Genomic DNA, 16,797 nt, shown 5'->3' with positions numbered 1-16,797 from the left:
TGAGGCTGTAATGAGTTTCTCACAAAAATTTAAGAAAATAACCTACGCACTAACGTCTCGAACCGCTATGTTAATTATCGGTTTTTTAGCCTTATCATTATTAATTTGGTTTGGTGGTCCTTTAATTGCAGTGGCCGATTATGTTCCGCTTGCCGGTGTCGCAGCAAGACTATTAACTATTTTATTGATAGTACTCGTTTTTTCAGTAACCAAAATTTATCGCCTTATGCAGCAAAGCAAACGTGATGAAAAAATGGCAGATGAGTTAATAGATAATAACGATGCAAACAGTAGTGAAGTTAACGAAGAAATAACCACCCTAAAAACCAGGATGAATGAAGCCATAGATTTACTCAAGGACGTAAAACTATTTAAAGGTAAAAATATATACCAATTACCTTGGTATATCATGATTGGTCCACCTGGCGCAGGTAAAACAACGGTTATTCATAACTCAGGCCTAGATTACCCATTAAAGGATAAGCTTGGGGTTGATTTAGTACATGGTGTTGGTGGTACGCGCAATTGTGATTGGTGGTTTACCAATAAAGCGGTATTAATCGACACTGCAGGGCGTTACACAACGCAAAGTAGCCACGCTAAACACGACTCTAGAGCATGGGAAGGCTTTCTCGGCTTATTAAGAAAGCATCGCCCATTACGCCCTATAAATGGGGTAATGATCAGTATGGGGATTTCTGAACTTATGAGTCAGACCAAAACTGAGCGAAATCTTCATGCGCGTGCTATAAAACAACGCCTTCAAGAATTACAAAACCAGCTTGGTATGACATTTCCCGTCTATGTTATTTTTTCTAAAGTAGATTTAATTGAAGGATTCAGAGAGTTCTTTGGCGAACTTACTGAGGAAGAATGTGAGCAAGTTTGGGGGATCACCTTTGAGCTTGATTTAGACAAAGATACCCAAGTCGATGCATTCAATAAAGAATTCCACGCTTTAATTTCTAAACTTACAGAGATGTTAAACCGTCGATTGATCAATGAACGTAATGAAGCTATTCGAGCTAAAATCTTTGAGTTCCCCAGACAGTTACGTGTGTTACAAGGCGTTGCTGATGACTTCTTGAAAGAGATTTTTACTCCTAACGCTTATGAAGAGTTACCTATGTTTAGAGGCGTGTATCTAACCAGCGCCACTCAAGAGGGTACCCCTTCGAGCTTTTTAAATGATGCAAGTGCAGATAAAACCGATTACATAAACCAATCTAAAAGCTTTTTTATTAAAAACGTTTTAGAGAGCGTTATTTTCCCTGAGCAAAACTTAGCAAGCACTAACAAACACCATGATAAACAGAATAAGTGGCTTCGAATTGCTAGTGTGTCACTTGCGTGTATTGCTTTGTTCGGTTTTTCAATTTCTTGGTATTTCAGCTTTGCGTGGAATAGCAACTTAATTGATGCAACAGATGAAGCAGTTGCCACGTACCAAGAACTAGACTCATCTTCTTTTGATAGAAATAATCTACTGGTACTAAATGACAGACTAAATGCATTAAGAAACTTGCCAGCAACCAATGCTCAGTTAATTGATCCTGAAGATGCATCTTCAGTTGGCTTTAATAAGCTTACTGAAATTAAAGAGTCTTCTGCTAATGCTTACAAACGTTCTTTGCAAACCTATTTAGAGCCCTTCATTGCAAACACGTTAATAAAGGAAATGGAGGCTCACCCAGAGCATCTTAGCTATTTATATGAAACGCTCAGATGCTACTTAATGCTATTTAAACCTGAATATTTTGAAAGTGAAGATATTTCCGTTTGGTTTAGTGCATATTTAGATAGAAATTTGCCTGGTGATTTGAACATGCAGACGCGTAATGAGTTGATGAATCATATTGCTGCGTTGTTAAAAGAGGGCGTAACACAAACCGAAATAGATAATCAGGCGGTTCGCGTAGCTCGTGCAGAACTCACTAAACTACCGATTGCAGAAAGAGCATACCAGCGACTTCAAGCTGATTTTCTTGATAGCAGTATTCCGCCTTTCAGATTAACCGATATTATTAGCTTTGAAAGTGCGCAAAAATTTACTTTTCGTAATAATGGTGATTTAACGCGCAGTATTCCGGGGCTATACACTTTTAACGGTTTTCATGGCATTTTTAATATTGAAAAAGGAAAAATGCTTGGCAACTTAATGGCCAGTAGCTGGGTGTATGGTCAAGAAGCCTCTGGCACGTATGATATTTCTAAAGCAGAGATAGAAAAGAAGCTAGAGCAACGTTACTTTCAAGATTATATCTATTATTGGCAGTCGTTTTTAGATGACTTGAGTCTTAATCAATACAGCTCACCTGCTGAGGGTGTGAATATTACTGATGTATTAGCCGGCTCAGAAGCGCCAATAAAAAATATCATCAATGCAGTTAAAAAGAATGTTCAACTAACTAAGCTACCTGTTTCTGAAAATCAAAAAGTCGCAGGGGATATTGCGGCTAATGCAGCTAAAGTTGCGATGCAAACGAAAGCAAATCGAATCAAACGCTTCTTACCTGACGAAGCGCCTAAGTTTGAGGTACAGCTACCGGGCTATCAAGTCGAAGAGGCGTTTGAAGATATTATCGATATAGACATTCAGCAGCTTGATAATATTCAGAAAAACTTAAGAGAGTTGAATATTTATCTAACTAAACTTGATAGAGGCGATCAGCTTAAATACTCAATTAAAGATCAAATAAGTGGTAAGAGTAAACCGAGTTTTATTCGCCAATTAGAGTACCAAAGTAGTGATTTGCCTTATCCGTTTAATAGTTGGTTGCTTGATATAAGTAGAGATACTAGCAACATCACCAAAAATAGTGCTAACAGACATTTAAATGAAATTTGGAAAAGCAAAGTGTTGCGCGAGTATAACGCGGCAATTGTGGGGCGTTACCCATTTGCTCCACAGGCAGAAAAAGAAGTCAGCATTAAAGACTTTACTCGCTTCTTTGGCCCCAATGGCACCATAGATAACTTTTTTAATAGCTATGTAGCTCCGAGTGTGGACATGAGCTCTAGCCCGTGGAAATTTGAAAAAGATATTGGTATTAGCAATAACACCTTAAAAATGTTTGAGCACGCTTTCAAAATTCAAACCGCATTTTTTGAACGTGGTAGTGATACACCCCGAATTGAGTTTGGCTTACGTACTTTTAATTTAGATAAAACGGTATCTAGTTTAATGATTGAAATTGATGGCCAGTCAATGATTTACCGTCATGGTCCACTCAAGGTTACAAACTTTGTATGGCCTGGCGCCAGTGGCCAAAGTAAAACTCGCGTTGTGTTTACACCGCCAAACGGTGGGCGTTCAATTAACACGACTTATCAAGGCGAGTGGTCACTTTATCGAATGCTAGATGAGCTCAGTGAAAAGCGCAGCAAAACCCGTCAAGATCTAGAGTTACATTTCTCTTTGATGGGGAACAACGCAAAAGTAGAATTACTGCCTAGCTCAATCAGGCATCCGTTTTGGAACAGCAGTGTAGAGAAGTTTTCATGTCCGACCCGATTGTAGATATTGGTTATCTTGGCAAGGTGCCTTGTTTAGGCGACTTTGTTCAAGATAACGTAACTAAAGAGTTTTCAGAGCATTGGGAGCAATGGTTACAAGCTGCCATTGCTGTGAGCAAAGAGCAACTTGGTGATGTTTGGCAAGAAAGCTACCTAACAGGCCCTGTTTGGCACTTTGCCTTAAGCCCCAATATTGTGGGTGATACTGGCATTATGGGTACGTTATTGCCCAGTATGGATGCAGTAGGCAGGCACTATCCACTAACAGTAACTCGTGCAACTCATATTGCTCCGGTTGATGTGCTTCATTCTGGTGTTTTTTCATTAGAGTACGAAGATGCTGTTCTTAAAGTACTTGATGGCTCTGTGGATTTGTTCTCTTGGCGAAAAGAACTAGCCAGTACATTAAGTGAAGTTGCTGCAAATAAAAAGCAAGTAAGTTATGCCAATTCAAAAGATAAAAACAAACAAGCAGTCGCACTAGAGTTTTCAGGTACAGAGTTAAGCGATCATATTTTACAAGATGCCATGCATGCTATTTTACATAAAAAGTATGGTGATTATAGTGTTTGGTGGACACATGGTTCTTGTAATATAAAACCGATGGTACTGATCACTTCAGCTTTGCCGCCAGTTAATCAAGTAGCCGCTATGCTAGATGGACGTTGGAAGCATTGGGAATGGAATTACACACAGGTAAAAAATAGTGATTAGCAATTTAAGTACAAGTTATGCCATTACTCATAGAGGTGCAGTGAGGCAGCTTAATGAAGATGCGCACGTAGAAATTAACAGCCATAACTTATGGGTTGTGGCTGATGGTATGGGCGGGCATGAAGCGGGTGAAGTTGCTAGTCAATTAGTGGTTGATGTGATTAGAACTACCGTTGAAAAGCTCAGGTTAGAAGACTTAACCGTAAACCATATTGTTAAAGCCATAGAAGATGCAAATAAGCAATTAAATCAATATAGCGCTGAATACTTAAGTAATAAAACAGCAGGCAGTACGGTAACAGCTTTGTTTGTTAAGAATGAGCGCTATTACATATTATGGGCTGGTGATAGCAGAGCCTATTTATTACGCAATGGTAAACTAAAGCAAGTTTCTCGAGATCATAGTCAAGTTAATGACTTAATCGACGAGGGAATGATTTCTGTTGAAGAAGCTAAAAACCATCCATTATCTAACGTTATTACTCGTGCTGTGGGCGTAATGGATGATGTGAAAGTTGATGTAATTGAGGGTGATATAAACAAAGGCGATATCTTTTTATTATGTTCAGATGGTCTTACCGGTGAATTATCAGATGAAGACATATGTTTGTCATTAGAGCCCAGTAGTATTATTGATTCAGGAATGGCTTTAATGCACTCCTCGTTAGTCAGAGGTGCTAAAGATAATGTGACTTGTATTTTAGTGAAATATGATGATGTAGATGCCAATCAATCGATACAATCTTGCAATATACAAGATGAGGCAACGATTCCATTGTTCACTAAGTAGCTGATTAAGCCTGTTTTAGTATATTTAAGAAAAAAAATTGTAAATATATCAGGAACAAAAAAACTGTTATTTCAATTATTTATAAAATAACATTAGCCAGCTTATCGGCACAATGGCGCTGAAGCTTGTAATTTAATTTAAAGAATGTAATATTATTCACGCTCTAAGCTTTAGAGAATATGGATAATATTTAGGACAATGGAATGTTTTTATTTGAAGAGTATATTTCCCCTATTTCAGATACTGAGTTTGCAGGTAGTGATCCGCGCTCAGATGTCTCTCCAACGTCTACTTACTACGCCTTAAAAGATTTAAGAAACCAACTTCGTGCGGCTGAAAGAAATGCGTTAGTCGATGAAGAAGGAATTGCTTCGCTTTCTCGAGATTGGATTCCGTTACTTGAGCAATGTAGTGAGGCAATTAAAACCGAAAGTAAAGATATAGAATACCTAGCATGGCTAATTGAAGGCTTGTGCCGCGTTCATGGCTTTAAAGGCATTGCGTTTGGTTTTAGTGTTGCTAAGCACCTTTTGGAACATCATTTTGAGTCACTTTATCCAACACTTGATGACGGTGATGAAATTTCAGACAAAGTGTCTGCATTAGTTGGCTTAAATGGCAGTGCTGGTGAGGGTACGTTAATTATTCCAATTAAAAGTATATACATGACAGACAGTGTCAGTATGGATCCTTTTTCTTTTTGGGAATATCAGCAAGGTTATGACATTTCACGTTTAAGTGATGAAAAACGCGAAAAGAAGATAACCCAAGGTGCCGTTGATTTTGAACAGCTTGAAAAAAGTGCAGCCGAAACCAGTACTGAGTTTTTTGTATCTTTAAAAAATGATATTGAAGATGCGATAGAAAAGTTTGCCGCTTTGAGTGAAGTTATGGACGAGGTAACGGGTGAGCCACAACCTACGTCTAATATTAAACAAGCATTAGAAGTGAGCTTAGCTGCGGTAAACCATGTTGCAGCAGATAAACTTGAAGCAGCAAAAATTGCATTAGATAAGGCAAATGCTGAGCCTGAAGAGGAAGCGGTTGAAGATGCGAGTGAAGCAGACGCAGCGCAACCTAAAAAGCGTGTCAGTGATGAGATTGATTCGAGAGAAAACGCAATAAAAAAACTTCAAGAAATTGCGACATTTTTCAGAAAAACTGAACCTCATTCACCAATGTCTTACACGATAGAACAAGTTATTCGATGGAGCGAATTATCGCTACCTGAGTTATTAAATGAGTTAATTACAGATAGTGATGCTAGGACTGGATACTTTAAGTTGTCTGGCATTAAGATCAGCGAAACTGAAACATAGTAAAAGGAGTTCTCAATGAGTATCCATGATAAGTTAAAACGAGTTCGTAAACCAAGAGTACATATCACTTATGATGTGGAAACTGAGGGCGCGGCAGTAAAAAAAGAATTACCCTTTGTAGTAGGTGTAATGGGTGATTTTTCTGGTGATAACACAGAAGCACTTAAACCACTAAAAGATAGACGTTTTATTCAAATTGATCGTGATAACTTTAATGATGTTTTAAAACGTATGAGTCCTTCTCTGCGTTTAAAAGTAGACAATACATTAACGGATGATGGTTCTCAGTTTGAAGTTAACTTGAACTTTAAGTCGATTGACGATTTCGAGCCTGCTGCGGTTGTAAACCAAGTAGAACCTTTACGCAAATTGATGGAAACGCGCAACAAGCTGCGTGACTTGATGACCAAAATTGACCGTTCAGAAGAGCTTGAGAATGTACTCGAAGAAGTATTAAGCAATACAGCAAGCTTAGACTCGATGGCTAAAGAACTTAACTTAGAGGAGACTGATAAATGAGCACTGAACAATTAGCAACAGAATCAGAATCGGTATCAGAAGTAAGTTCTTCACTATTAGAGCAAGCAATTGGTGCGACTAAACAAACAGAGTCGAGCCGTGCTGAAGAGTTACTAAAAACATTAACCGAAGAAGCATTAAAAGGCACAGTTCAATGGAATAAAAACATGACTGTGACGTTTAATGAAGCTATTCAGTTAATCGATCAAAAAATATCCAAACAGCTAAGTGTGGTGATGCACTCGGATGAGTTTCAAAAACTTGAAGGCTCATGGCGCGGTTTACATCACTTAGTGATGAACTCTGAAACAAGTTCTACATTAAAAATTCGTGTTTTAAACATGAAGAAAAAAGAGCTACATAAAGATTTGAGTAAAGCTGTTGAGTTTGATCAAAGCCAAACCTTCAAGAAAATTTACGAGTCTGAATTTGGTACTCCGGGTGGTGAACCATATGGCACTATCGTAGGTGACTTTGAATTTACTAATCACCCTGAAGATGTTGAAACATTAAGCTTAATGTCTAATGTGGCTGCAGCTGGCTTCTGTCCATTTATTGCTGCCTCTTCACCGTCTTTATTTGGTTTTGATAATTGGGAAGAGCTTACTAAACCACGTGATTTAGAAAAAGTATTTGAATCATTAGAATACACTAAATGGCGCTCATTTAGAGACAGCGATGATTCACGCTTTGTATCACTTACTATGCCGCGTTTCCTTTCGCGTTTACCTTATGGTGCTGCTTCTAAACCTGTTGAAGAGTTCAACTACGAAGAGTTTGAAGTTGAGCCAAAAGACGGTCGTTCAGTGAGCACTGATAACGGTGATTACTGTTGGAGTAATGCAGCATACGCTATGGCAACTAACATGACCGCTGCGTTTTCTCAATACGGTTTCTGCACTGCTATTCGTGGTGCAGAGGGTGGCGGTAAAGTGGAAGGCTTACCGACTCACATATTCACTAGTGATGATGGTGATCCAGATCTTAAGTGTCCAACAGAAATTGGCATTACAGATCGTCGTGAGGCAGAGTTAAGTCAGTTAGGCTTCTTACCTCTATGTCACTATAAAAATACTGATTATGCTGTTTTCTTTGGCGGTCAAAGCTGTCAAAAACCAAAAATTTACTCAACGCCTGATGCCACGGCTAACGCTGCTATTTCAGCTCGTTTACCATACTTAATGGCAACTTCTCGCTTTGCGCATTACTTAAAAGTAATGGCACGTGACAAGATTGGTAGCTTTATGGAAGCTGAAGACGTTGAATCATGGTTAAACCGTTGGATCCTGTCATATGTAAATGCGACAGAGGGCGGTGGTCAAGACATCAGAGCACGTTACCCTCTTGCAGATGCAAAAGTATCTGTAAAAGAGATCCCAGGTCAACCTGGTGCCTACAACGCTGTTGCTTGGTTGAAACCTTGGTTACAAATGGAAGAACTAACGTCTTCTTTACGTCTTGTAGCTAAAATCCCAGAGATCGGTTAATAATACCGCTCTCTCGCATTAAGGATGATGCAATAGAATGAATCACGAAGAGTTTTCATTTATAAATCAAGACTTCACTTTTCAACAAAAGTCACAGTCTCGAATTAGTGATAATGACGCTTTGCTCGATAGGTTTTTAAATGAAAAAAACCTAGATAAAGCGTTATTGTTATGGCTTGAAGGCTCTTCTGATTCTCCCCTTTCTTGGAATAAGGAGTCTTTAAGTCCTTATTTACAACGTGTAATTATTGAACTCGATCAGCTTATTTCATCGCAACTCAACCACATAATTCATGCTAATAGCTTTCAACGTTTAGAAGCTAGCTGGCGTAATCTATGGTGGTTATTATTACAAACAGAGCAACAAGACAAAGAAAAAAAAGTAAAAGTTAAATTGCTCAATTGTGATTGGTCAACGCTCTCAAAAGACGTGAACAAAGCGATTGATTTTGATCAAAGTATGTTTTTTCAGTTACTTTATCAAAACGAGTTTGACAGTGCCGGAGGCGAGCCTTTTGGTATTGTAATTGGTGATTACGAAATTAGTAATGGTTGCTCAGCAGGCACTATTTACAACGATATTGATACCATAAAAGAGGTATCAAGAACGGCAGCGGCTGCATTTTCTCCTTTTATATGTTCGGCATCGGCTAATTTATTTGGTGCTGATAGCTTTTCAGATTTAGGTTATTACTCTGATTTATTTAATCAGTTTGAACAGCCTGAATATATAAAATGGCAAAGTTTTAGAAAAATGGAAGAAGCGCGCTTTATGGGCTTTACATTGCCTCATGTATTAGTCAGGCCGCCTTATGTTAATGATGGCAAACGCCATCAAGATTTTTACTTCAAAGAGCAAATAAAAAATCCAGAAACAGATATGTTGTGGGGCAGTGCAGCGTATCAATTCGTATCAACAATAATTAGAGCTTACTGCGATAGCGGTTGGTTTGGTCACATTCGTGGTATAGAGCCAGGTAAAGTCTCTAAGGGATTAGTAACAGGACTTGCTCGTGATAGCTTTGCAAACGATACCTATCAAAAAGAGGCAAAGCCGCCACTTGATTTATTAGTAACCAGTAAGTTTGAAAAGCAATTTTCTGAGCTCGGTTTTATCCCAGCTTCTTCGGTTACAAATACGGAACATATTGTTTTTTACAGTAATGCATCGGTTCAAAAAACAAAAAATTACGACTCAAGTGCTGCCAATATCAATGCGCGCTTATCGTCTATGTTGCAATACATTTTGTGTGTATCGCGCTTTGCGCACTATTTAAAATTATTAGCCCGAGATCGTGTCGGTTCTTATAGCACAGCACAGGCCTGTGAGAGAGATTTACAGGCCTGGATAAATAACTACACAACTGCGTCAGATTCCGCGTCTGAGCATATCAGAAGCAAATATCCACTGAGTAATGCAAAAATAAAAGTAAGTGAAAATAAAGCAAACCCGGGGCATTACTTTTCGGTTTTGCAGTTACAGCCCCACTTTCAGTTAGACCAAATGGTCTCGAGTATTAAGTTAATAACAGAGCTCAGTCCTCATCATAAAATAAAGGAATAATCATGAAAAAAATACACAGTTTAATTCGCGAGGGAAAACTTGCTGATGCTTTATTATGCTGCGCTACCGAGTTGCAAGATGAGCCTTTAAATTTTGACATTAGAAGTATTTATTCTGAATTACTTTGCATTAATGGCGAGCTTGAAAAAGCAGACAAACAACTCGACTTTATGGTGCAAAAGAACCCAGAGTTTGCTGTAGGTGCAGTTAACCTTAGACATTTAATTCGTGCCCAGCAATCGCGCGTAGATTTTTATCAAGGTAAGGGGATTCCTAAACTTTTTCATGAAGCCAATGAGCTAGATACCTTGTTTTTAAAAATGCATGTTGCTTTGCTTGAAGGTGAAACATCTGAAGCAGCCAGTCTTGCACAACAAATGGAAGCGCTTCGCTTGGAGAGTGTTGAAGACGAGCAATCAGCAATTCGAGATTTAGATGATAGCTTAAGTCCTTATTTAGAAGTGCTAGGCACGAATGGCGAGTTTTACCTGGCTAACTTTAATGAAATTGAAACATTAAAAGTAGAACCTGTAACGTCATTATTAGAGGGTATTTGGTTACGCGTTGAAATTACTATTAAAGACGGCCCATCGGGTACCGCTCACTTGCCACTAGTTTACGCAAACTCAAATACAGATCTAGAAAAGCTAGGCCAAGTATCTGATTGGGAAGAACTTCAAGACGAATTTATTATAGGTAAAGGAATGAAAATGTTGTTTGTCAACGATGAAGCCATCACTGTTCCAAACCTTAAAATAAACGTCCTAGAAACAGCTGAGTAAGCATAGTAAATAATTATGATAGAGCATAAGCAGCAGCTTCAAGCATCCATTTTAGATAGGCTCATTGACGATGAGCCAGACTTTCAGGATGCCCCATCTCGTACTGAGGGGATCAGCATTAGTGAGCTGAGAAAAAATGTGCGCAGAGACATAGAAGCGCTGCTAAATGCGCGAATTCAATGGCACACGTGGCCAGCACAGTACGCAGAGTTAGCAACATCCTGTTTATCGTATGGTTTACCTGACTTTTCGAGTATGTCGGTGAGCTCTCACGAAGGGCGGGCACTGCTATGTGAAACCGTTAGAAATACAATTTTGAAATTTGAGCCTCGGTTCATTGAAGTTGAGGTATTTACTGACGATGAAGTACCCGTAAATAGAGTATTAAACTTGCGAATAAACGCTTTACTATATGCAGATCCAGAGCCTGAGTTTATTAGCTTTGACTCTGAAGTTGAGCCTGTGAACTTAGGGATGAAGATTATTGAGGCTTCTTTATGAACGATGAATTATTAAAATATTACAATCGTGAATTGGCGTTTGTTCGTCATATGGGTAAAGACTTCTCTGAAAAATACCCTAAAGTTGCAGGGCGATTAAAGCTAAGCGATGATCATATTGAAGACCCTCATGTATCTAGATTAATTGAATCGTTCGCATTTTTAACGGCTAATATTAGGCAAAAGTTAGATGATAGCTTTCCTGAGCTTACTGATGCTTTATTAGGGCAAATGTTACCTGACTATCAAGCGCCTATTCCTTCAATGTCGGTGGTTAAATTAGAGGCTGAAAACCTCTCAACCACGGGAGTAGTCATTCCAAGAGCGAGTGAAGTTGAAACCAATGTTGAGTCAATGAAGCAATGTAAGTTTCAAACCTGTTATGAAACTTACTTATGGCCTGTTGAAATTACCAGTGCGCAATTTGATAACAGTCCTTTTGTGGCACCAAAACCACGTTGGCATGAGAAAGCAAAGTCAATTTTCAAACTTGAGCTAACCGGTGAATACCCGGGTGTATCACTGGCTGAAACTGGGCTGGAAAAATTACGATTATTTATAAATGGCCAATGGCATCATACGCTTAAAGTGTATGAATTATTGTTTAAGCACGCTATTGGCATTGCTTTTGATAATGGTGATGAGGGTATAAAGTACCTTTCTAAAACTCAACTTAAAGCGGTTGGCTTTGATGCAAATGAAGCGGTTGTACCGTATTCGCAGCGATCAAGTGCCGGCTATCGCTTACTCGTCGAAAACTTTACCTTTCCTGAAAAGTTTCGTTTTTTTGAACTTGAAAATATTCACTCATCGTTGCCTAAAAATTCTAATAAATGCACAGTGTATATTTATCTTGATGCTGAATCTTCAGAGCTTGAAAAGCAAGTAGACAAAGACATGTTCTTGATGGGGTGTACGCCCATAATTAATATGTTTGAACAAGAATTAGAACCTATTCGCCCTGAGCTGAGCGAATACGAATACCAATTAACGCCGCGTTATATGGACTCTGAGATTTCAGAAGTAATTGGTATTTCAGAAGTAATTGCCTTTGACCATAAGGGAAATAAACAAATAGTTTGTCCGTTTTATGGACAAACGCATCCACGATACCAAGGCCACGATGATTTGTTTTGGCATATCCGCAGAGAAACTGCCTCATGGGCAGGGGGTTATGTTGAGTCAGGCACCGAATCGTTTCTATCATTGGTAGATGCACGATTTGAAAATAGCGCTATGGATTATGCTGAAGGGAACACGGTCCTAACCGTACGTGCTAATTGCAGTAATCGAAACCTCCCTGCGAGCATGCCTTTTGGAGACGATGAGCTAGGCTTATTAATGCCAGAGCGCGGCGATGTAATTAAAAAAATTAGATGTTTAATTCCATTTACTCATGCAGTTAGACCGATATTAGCCGATGCAACACGTTGGCAATTAGTTAATCATTTAACGCTCGACGCGTTTAGTGGAGATGATGCATGTAATAAGCTTAAAGAAGTGCTACGCCTTTATGATTTTAGAGCATCTCCGCAAACAAAAGGCCTTATTGATAATATTTACCGTGTGGTTGTAGAACCCGCAACGGCTCGTGTTGTGCAAAAAGGGCGAGTAAGCTTTGCAACGGGAAGTGAAATTGAAATTACCTTCGCCAATGATGACTTTTCAGGTAGTGGCATGTTTTTCTTTGCCTCTATCCTCGATCATTTCTTTGCGCAATTTGCAGCAATTAATAGCTTTACTCGCGTTAGTTTAAGGCTAAAAGAACAAGAGCAAGTGTATTACCAATGGCCTGCGCGAGTTGGGGAAAGCCCGTTAATATGATCCAACATATTATTTCTCAAGCGTCACAAGTTGACTTTTATAAAGCAGTTTTCATTATTGAAAACCAGCTGAAAAAGCATGGCTTGGAGTATCGCTACGTAGGGTATGACAGTAGTCCAAAGCAAGAGTTAATTAAGTTTACCGCAACTCAAAAATTTGGTTACCCAGGTAACGCTATCACAAAATTAGAACAAGCAAGCTTTGAAGATGGCTTACATAAAGTCAACATGCAGATCTCTTTTATGGGATTAACGGGTTGTTCGGGCGCTTTGCCTCAATTTTATAGCGAACTGGTGATGCAGCGTCTTCGCTATAAAGATACAACCATGCGCGACTTTTACGACATGTTTAATCACCGTTTGGTGTCTTTATATTATCGAGCGTGGAAAAAATATAAACCGTCTTTAAATCATATAAATAAAGATAAAAACAAAGACCCATACACGCAAATATTAGGGCTTTTAAGCGGCGGTTATGATGAACATCAGTTGCACTTTTCAGGCCTTTATAGCCGAAAAATTCGCAATGCTTTTGACTTAAAAAGTGTACTGAGCTCATATCTTGGCTGTGATGTTGTCATTAAACAAATGATAGGTAAGTGGCACGATTTGAAGCCACAAGAGCAAACATGTTTAGCAAGTGAACGCCTTTATGAGGGACAACATGCCCGCTTAGGTGTTGATACGGTAATTGGTAAAAAGATATGGGATATTTCTTCTAATATCGAGATCCATATCAGTACCCGCGATTTTGATAAAGCAAAATCCTTGTTACCTAAAGGCAAGTTATTTGAATTAGCTAAAAAAATTGTCAAAGACTATGCCGGCAATGCTATTTCATTTCGACTTGTTATTGAGTCAGATTTTCAACAACTTGATGCGGTGCAGCTGTCAAAAAGTGAATGCCAACTAGGCGCAAATAGCTTTTTAATGGCGAGTAAAAACACCCCTAAATTTAACCCTACTAAGTTATCGTTTAAAGGATAATTAAAATTAAAAGGAACAGTGTATGTCAACGATGACATTAAACAAATTAGTTGAGAAACTAAGCCCAGATTGTAGAAAGAGCTTAGAAGCAGCGGTCGCAATTTGTAATAGCCGCAGCCATTTTACGGTTGAATTAGAGCATTGGCTGTTAGCTATGATTGAGCAGCAACTAGACGATGTTAGACTCATATTCGGTGCTTTCGATATTGATATTGATCAGGTAAAGCAAGATTTAAATCAATCATTAGAGTCATTTAAAACGGGCAGTGATTCGTCGCCTAGTCTGTCGGTACATGTTACTACTTTACTTAGACAATCATGGTTAAGCACCAGTATAGAATTTACTGATGAGCAAATTCGCAGTGCTTACGTTATTTATACGCTTACAAAAGACGATACCTTGTCTAGTTTAGTAACGCGTTGTAGCAAGCTTTTCAATAATATAGAACCTGGACAACTACTACATGCATGGCCTGAAATTGTTGCCCAATCGCAAGAGCGTAATACTACCACTGCAAGTGCTACAACACCTGCAAATGGTTCATCTAAAACACCAAGCTTAGATCAATTTACCGTCGATTTAACCGCTCAAGCAAAAGCAGGAAAAATAGACCCAATTTTAGGTCGTGATTTCGAAATACGTCAGATGGTAGATATTTTAACTAGACGTCGTCAAAACAATCCAATATTAACGGGTGAAGCGGGTGTAGGTAAAACCGCTGTGGTTGAAGGACTTGCCCTAAGAATCGCTCAAAAAGATGTACCTGCAGTATTACAAAACGTTAAGTTGCACAGCCTAGATTTGGCTTTGCTGCAAGCGGGTGCGGGCATGAAAGGTGAATTTGAAAATCGTTTAAAGTCGCTAATTAATGAAGTGAAAAACGCTGTTGATCCTGTGATTCTTTTCATAGATGAAGCTCACACTATGATTGGTAGTGGCGGACAAGCAGGTCAAAATGATGCTGCTAACTTACTTAAGCCTGCTCTAGCAAGAGGGGAGTTACGCACTATTGCAGCAACAACGTGGGCTGAATATAAAAAGTTTTTTGAAAAAGATGCAGCACTAACACGTCGCTTCCAAGTGGTTAAAGTTGAAGAGCCAACACCAGAAAAAGCGGTTGCTATGCTACGTGGTTTAGTTCCTGTGATGGAAAAACATCATAAAGTGTTTATTTCAGAGCAAGCACTTGAAAGTGCAGTGCATCTATCGCACAGATACATTACTGCCAGACAACTACCCGATAAAGCCGTTGCATTGTTAGATACGGCATGTGCTCGTGTTGCTATGAGTCAAGCATCGACACCTAATGCGATTGAGCAGTTAATTAACAGGCTTAGTGAAATTGAAGCGCAAGTTTTAATGTTAAATCGTGAGCAAAAAACCGGTTTAGATCACAGCGAACAATTATCAGCACTTAAATCTGAACTAGTTGAGATTGAACAGCAACTGGAACCATTAAATGAGCAGTTCAATGTTGAGAAGGATATAGTTGCCGAGTTAAACCAAGCGCTAGAATCGATTAATACCAACGATGCAGACTCTTCTGCTGAAGTACTTGAGCAGTTAAAAGAAAGCAAGCTTAAGCTAGCCTCGTACGAACATAATATGGTGCATTGGCAAGTTGATGAAGAGTTGATTGCACAGGTTATTTCTGATTGGACTGGTATTCCTGTTGGTAAAATGCATGAAGATGAAATTCATGGCATTTTAAATTTAGCTGAGCAAATGAAACAACGTGTAGTTGGCCAAGATCATGCGCTTGAACTTATGGCTAAAGTGGTGCAAACCTCCCGTGCTCAGCTAGCAGACGAAAGTCGCCCTAATGGTATATTTATGCTGGCAGGCCCAAGCGGTGTTGGTAAAACAGAGACAGCGCTTTCACTAGCTCAAGAAGTATATGGCAGTGAAGATAACGTAACAGTTATTAATATGTCTGAGTTTAAAGAAGAGCATAAAGTGTCATTACTTCTTGGCTCTCCTCCGGGTTATGTTGGTTATGGCGAAGGCGGTATTTTAACCGAAGCAGTAAGAAGAAAACCATACAGTGTGGTGCTACTTGATGAAATGGAAAAAGCCCATCCAGGCGTGCAAGATATTTTCTATCAAGTATTCGATAAAGGTACGATTAAGGACGGCGAAGGTCGCGATATCGACTTTAAAAATACCATCATTATTATGACCTCAAATGTGGGTACTGATACCACAATGAGTTTATTTGAAGATGAAGAAAGTAAGCCGAGTATTAAAGGTTTATTAAAAGCATTACAAGATGATTTATTAGGCGCATTTAAACCCGCATTTTTAGGGCGCATTAATGTTATTCCTTATATTCCGTTAAGTGATGAAATTCTGACCCAAATTGCAGCGCTGCAAATTAGCAAAATTATTAAGCGTGTTAAAAAGCATTATGATGCGCAATTAACGTATAACGATGACGTGATTGAGCACATTATTGCTAATTGTCAAAATGCCGGTTCGGGTGCAAGAAATATTCACACCATATTACAGAATAAAGTACTACCACTATTGTCTGAAATTTTGCTTTCGAGCATGGTTGATGGTGAAAAAGTGACATCTATCTCATTGTTAATTAAGGATAATGAGTTTGATATTGAGCTAACTAAAGTTAATTTAAAATAACCTGTTTTTATGGTTGTTTCTTTAGTTTTAGAGCATTATAATTCGTGTGTCTTATATAGAAACATGGAATTTTTGAGACATTGTCTTCATCTAGGGAAAGGAATTCTGAAGACCTTTTCATTGCTGTTTTAGAGATAATGATTTCAAGGAATTTT

Annotated in this window: 12 protein-coding genes; all 12 read left to right on the top strand. The window is 38.8% G+C overall.

From position 1 onward, the window contains the following. The first annotated feature begins 10 nt into the window (after window positions 1–10). Window positions 11–3,520, top strand: a complete 3,510-nt coding sequence (gene tssM, locus MTF66_RS09820) for a type VI secretion system membrane subunit TssM (RefSeq protein WP_010389390.1) — start codon at window positions 11–13, stop codon at window positions 3,518–3,520. Then, window positions 3,502–4,230, top strand: coding sequence for a type VI secretion system-associated protein TagF (gene tagF / locus MTF66_RS09815; RefSeq protein ID WP_010389388.1), 729 nt, complete (start codon window positions 3,502–3,504; stop codon window positions 4,228–4,230). Before tssM ends, tagF begins: the two co-directional genes overlap by 19 nt. Further along, window positions 4,223–5,020 (top strand): protein phosphatase 2C domain-containing protein, encoded by a 798-nt coding sequence (locus tag MTF66_RS09810; RefSeq protein ID WP_248527117.1) that lies wholly within the window; start codon window positions 4,223–4,225, stop codon window positions 5,018–5,020. The genes tagF and MTF66_RS09810 overlap by 8 nt, the downstream gene beginning before the upstream one ends. 203 nt (window positions 5,021–5,223) lie before the next feature. Next, the gene (gene tssA / locus MTF66_RS09805; RefSeq protein WP_248527115.1) at window positions 5,224–6,339 is read left to right on the top strand and encodes a type VI secretion system protein TssA; all 1,116 of its coding nucleotides are present in this window, start codon (window positions 5,224–5,226) and stop codon (window positions 6,337–6,339) included. A 15-nt stretch (window positions 6,340–6,354) separates the two neighbouring features. After that, window positions 6,355–6,858, top strand: a complete 504-nt coding sequence (gene tssB / locus MTF66_RS09800; RefSeq protein ID WP_010389380.1) for a type VI secretion system contractile sheath small subunit — start codon at window positions 6,355–6,357, stop codon at window positions 6,856–6,858. Then, window positions 6,855–8,345 (top strand): type VI secretion system contractile sheath large subunit, encoded by a 1,491-nt coding sequence (gene tssC, locus MTF66_RS09795; RefSeq protein ID WP_010389377.1) that lies wholly within the window; start codon window positions 6,855–6,857, stop codon window positions 8,343–8,345. The genes tssB and tssC (MTF66_RS09795) overlap by 4 nt, the downstream gene beginning before the upstream one ends. A 37-nt stretch (window positions 8,346–8,382) precedes the next feature. Further along, complete coding sequence (gene tssC, locus MTF66_RS09790; protein ID WP_010389374.1) at window positions 8,383–9,909, top strand: type VI secretion system contractile sheath large subunit; 1,527 nt, start codon at window positions 8,383–8,385, stop codon at window positions 9,907–9,909. 2 nt (window positions 9,910–9,911) lie between these two features. Further along, on the top strand, window positions 9,912–10,691 hold the full coding sequence (locus MTF66_RS09785; RefSeq protein WP_054201391.1) for a type VI secretion system accessory protein TagJ: 780 nt from the start codon (window positions 9,912–9,914) through the stop codon (window positions 10,689–10,691). Between the two features lie 15 nt (window positions 10,692–10,706). After that, window positions 10,707–11,192, top strand: coding sequence for a type VI secretion system baseplate subunit TssE (gene tssE, locus MTF66_RS09780; protein WP_010389371.1), 486 nt, complete (start codon window positions 10,707–10,709; stop codon window positions 11,190–11,192). After that, window positions 11,189–13,015: a type VI secretion system baseplate subunit TssF gene (tssF, locus tag MTF66_RS09775; protein WP_054201390.1), complete on the top strand. Its 1,827-nt coding sequence runs from the start codon at window positions 11,189–11,191 to the stop codon at window positions 13,013–13,015. Before tssE ends, tssF begins: the two co-directional genes overlap by 4 nt. Continuing rightward, window positions 13,012–14,001 (top strand): type VI secretion system baseplate subunit TssG, encoded by a 990-nt coding sequence (gene tssG, locus MTF66_RS09770; protein ID WP_054201389.1) that lies wholly within the window; start codon window positions 13,012–13,014, stop codon window positions 13,999–14,001. The genes tssF and tssG overlap by 4 nt, the downstream gene beginning before the upstream one ends. Window positions 14,002–14,023: 22 nt before the next feature. After that, window positions 14,024–16,642, top strand: coding sequence for a type VI secretion system ATPase TssH (gene tssH, locus MTF66_RS09765; RefSeq protein WP_055011524.1), 2,619 nt, complete (start codon window positions 14,024–14,026; stop codon window positions 16,640–16,642). The last annotated feature ends 155 nt before the right edge of the window (window positions 16,643–16,797 follow it).

The organism is Pseudoalteromonas sp. 2CM39R (assembly GCF_023161845.1).
This window is presented reverse-complemented; position numbering and strand designations above follow the sequence as displayed.

What these genes read in the sequence shown, in the direction of transcription:
- tssE (WP_010389371.1), top strand. Translation starts at nt 10,707, where the DNA reads ATGATAGAGCATAAGCAGCAGCTTCAAGCATCCATTTTAGATAGGCTC.
- tssF (WP_054201390.1), top strand. Translation starts at nt 11,189, where the DNA reads ATGAACGATGAATTATTAAAATATTACAATCGTGAATTGGCGTTTGTT.
- tssB (WP_010389380.1), top strand. Translation starts at nt 6,355, where the DNA reads ATGAGTATCCATGATAAGTTAAAACGAGTTCGTAAACCAAGAGTACAT.
- tssA (WP_248527115.1), top strand. Translation starts at nt 5,224, where the DNA reads ATGTTTTTATTTGAAGAGTATATTTCCCCTATTTCAGATACTGAGTTT.
- MTF66_RS09785 (WP_054201391.1), top strand. Translation starts at nt 9,912, where the DNA reads ATGAAAAAAATACACAGTTTAATTCGCGAGGGAAAACTTGCTGATGCT.
- tagF (WP_010389388.1), top strand. Translation starts at nt 3,502, where the DNA reads ATGTCCGACCCGATTGTAGATATTGGTTATCTTGGCAAGGTGCCTTGT.
- tssG (WP_054201389.1), top strand. Translation starts at nt 13,012, where the DNA reads ATGATCCAACATATTATTTCTCAAGCGTCACAAGTTGACTTTTATAAA.
- tssC (WP_010389377.1), top strand. Translation starts at nt 6,855, where the DNA reads ATGAGCACTGAACAATTAGCAACAGAATCAGAATCGGTATCAGAAGTA.
- tssH (WP_055011524.1), top strand. Translation starts at nt 14,024, where the DNA reads ATGTCAACGATGACATTAAACAAATTAGTTGAGAAACTAAGCCCAGAT.
- tssM (WP_010389390.1), top strand. Translation starts at nt 11, where the DNA reads ATGAGTTTCTCACAAAAATTTAAGAAAATAACCTACGCACTAACGTCT.
- tssC (WP_010389374.1), top strand. Translation starts at nt 8,383, where the DNA reads ATGAATCACGAAGAGTTTTCATTTATAAATCAAGACTTCACTTTTCAA.